Below are 3,073 nucleotides of genomic sequence, written 5' to 3'. Positions count from 1 at the left end.
GAGCATCACAGTGGGGCCAAATGGGGTTGTCATACTCACGCGCCCCTGGGAGCGCGGGTGCCGCTTCGCTTGCGCGCCCGCACTCCCTCCGGCGAGGCCCCCAGCAACCCACCTACCCGACGCACCACCGTCGGATCGGTCACCTTGACCGGAACGCCCTGAGCAGCACAGGACGACTCAACCCACGCTGCAAGCGCGGCCTCATCGAGGTGACTGTGCCTCACGACAACTCAGCTCCACGCGAACCACACAGCCGGCGGAGCCTTCCAGTCCTCGACCTCAGCCGAGGACCATGACCGCGCCGGCGGACCGCCTATCACCGCTTCGGCCTTCTTCAGCAACTCCCAGGCAGATCGACCGTTCAGACTGATCACCGGCGGCTGGAATCCCTGGGCGACCTCGTAACGGTGCAACCCCAGCAGCCGGGCACGGCCCTCCGGCTCAAACCCATTGGTCACGTACTTCGACAGATAGCCCGCTGCCCGCCTGGCCTCCTCCCACTTCGTCGAACCCACCGGGAGATCGGAGATATGCTTGATGTGCACGAACCCCCGACCCCAGGCCGCCGCGATCTTGCCTCGAGGGATGAACTGCCCGACTGCGAAGTGCACATGCAGACCGTGGCCGGTTTTGTGCCACTCCGGCACCCACACGTACGGGAACGACGCACCGGCCAACTCGTCGCGCAACGCCCGGAAGAATTCGCCAACATCCTCACGCAGCACCCCGGGTCGTGACAGCCTTTACCCGCAGAGGTCAGGGTGCCGAGCCGGTTGAGGCAGTTGGCCGCAGCGAACAAACGAACCTTCTTCTTCGCCCGTCTCGCAGCCTCGGCCCTAGCCCGCACAGGATCCAGGGCATCACCCGCCGCGACCCATGCGCGCGCCGTGGCCGGTAGGAAGGGACGAACGAGCCGCTGGCCTCACCAGCAGTCGGATACAGCGACAGCGTCCAGCCGGAATCGGGACGAAACAACGAACGAGCAGCATCAGAACCAGACATCTCAGGATCTCCAAACGACGAGCCGACAAGGGATGTCGGCCCTGGCACGCCATTCCGGTCTCGCAGTCAAAGAGTCGCACACGAACCCATGAATGATCGGCAATCGTGATCGGCGAGTCGCTGAGCCCGGATGAGCGGTCGCGCGCTACTGCCCCCTACCGCTCCCCCCACGCGGCAAACAGCACGCCGCGCGGGGGCCCTGCGGAACCCGGAAACGGGGGCCGCAACCCACGACCGCAACGCGAACACCCTCCCGAGTTACGTTGCTACCTTCAAGTCAAGACGTTCAACTGCGTCCCGCAGCCGAGCGCGAGCTGCCTGCTTCGTAAGTTCGCCCCGTCGAAGCGACATCCGAAGTGTGAACAAGTCCTTCGTATCGATCACAACGCCTCCATCCTCTCCGAACGTCTCCACTTCGACTGGATTCGCCTCCAACGGAATTGGTCGCGTTGACGGATCCGTGTCCCGGAACTGGTTGACTACGTACCAAACGCGGTCAGGTTCCCGGTTCTCCTCCCGAACGAATCGGGTGACGAAACGGCCGAGTCGGAGGAGATCGTTCAACTGCGCACCGCGGGCGTAACCTCGCACCTCGACCAGCGCAATCCACCCAACATGATCCGGATCTAGGACACGAAGATCCTCCCGCCGGTCTCCGGGCGTGGCTATGTCTGTGTCGACGTTCACCACATCGAAGCCGAACTCCTTCAAGGTGTTTTCGACCTCCTCCACGAGAGGGTCGCCCTGAGCGGTCAGTAGCCGACGCTCGCCTCCCTGAGCTCTTTCCGTGGCTTCTGCCCGTTCCTCTTCAAGGGCTGCCAATCGAGCATCGACCGCCGACAGGACTCGTTCGCGCTCCTCGAGCAATTCTTGCTGCCGCCGACGCAACTGTTCTTCCGCCGCCGTCATCCATTCGTTTCGGTGATACCAGTCCGCTTCGCCCGGGAAACGGTCGGAGTCACTGGCGCGCCAACTCGCCAGGGCGGCGGCGACCCAGCGCTCGGGATTCGGGGTAAAGACCGGCACGCGCCACCATTGCGAGCCCTCGCTTGCATTCCGCTCGTAACGCCCCGCGACGACGTTGCCATCCCCGTCAATAAGGAACGGATCAATGAATCCCTCAAGAAAATCGGTATTGGGTGCCGGGGCGGTGTACCCCCACACTTGAATCCCGAAGATTGGCGACCCCGAACGATCGATTACGACAGGTGCCAATTCATTGCGAACCAGCCTTGCGACGTCTGCAGACAGACCATCTGGCACGGCGTATTCAGCGGCGACCGTTTTCCCTTGCTCGGTGACCGAGAATTGCACGCCGTGGCGGTGAAAATTCTCGGTGGACATGCCGCCAAATTGCAGCACAAAGAGATGCGGTTCGAGTTGGACATCGCAGTCCCAGACGACAGCACAGTCCCAATCGCCCTGGCGAACTGCAGCGTGGATGTCGTTGCGGTCCACGAAAAAACTGATAGTGGGCACAAGGGAGCGTAGGTGGGCTCCTAAGTCGGATTCCGGTTCGATTCCGACTACAAGCATGCGAGGCTTCTCGCGACGACCCACGACCTCCACAAGTTCTCCCATCATGCGCTCCGGCAGGGTCATCCTGCCAGCACGGCACCACGAATGGACTTCAGACAGGTCGCATCGAGGAGTAGTTGGGTTCGCGGGCCGGATGCAGCAGCCCGCACTGCCGACCTCGCTGCGCCGCACCACCGAGGGTGTACTTGCGACTTGTGAAATTGCACGGACAGGTAACGCCGCCTGGGTGTGGGTGTGGTCGAGGTCGCCGCTGGCTGGTTGGCGTGGGCACCAGGGGTAGCGGCAGGTGTGGTCGCGGAGCCGGACGGGTTCTCTGAGCCGGTCGGGGATCTCGTCGGAGTCGACCGGGACATGGTCGGCCAGGTCGATCACTAGTTTCACGGTGATGGTGATCGCCTCGGTGACCAGGCGTTGGACCCGGGCGAAGCTGCAGGTCCCGACGAAGTTCCGTAGCCGCTGGTCGACGTGGGCCGCGGCGTGCCGTGAGAGGGGGCGGGTGAGGTCGGCGACCTGCTCGGCCCGCCAGGTCGGA

The 3,073-nt window shown here is 63.6% G+C and carries 1 protein-coding gene and 1 pseudogene; both read right to left on the bottom strand.

Features of this window, described 5'->3' with window-relative positions; all coding sequences use genetic code 11:
* Positions 1-230: 230 nt before the first annotated feature.
* Positions 231-725 (bottom strand): rolling circle replication-associated protein, encoded by a 495-nt coding sequence (locus tag E7Z54_RS23765; RefSeq protein ID WP_206056160.1) that lies wholly within the window; start codon positions 723-725, stop codon positions 231-233.
* 535 nt (positions 726-1,260) lie between these two features.
* Positions 1,261-3,073, bottom strand: a pseudogene (locus E7Z54_RS11450) (hypothetical protein); the annotation flags it as partial.

The organism is Nocardioides sp., assembly GCF_004803405.1.
In the GTDB taxonomy this organism is placed as follows: domain Bacteria; phylum Actinomycetota; class Actinomycetes; order Propionibacteriales; family Nocardioidaceae; genus Nocardioides; species Nocardioides vastitatis.
This window is presented reverse-complemented; position numbering and strand designations above follow the sequence as displayed.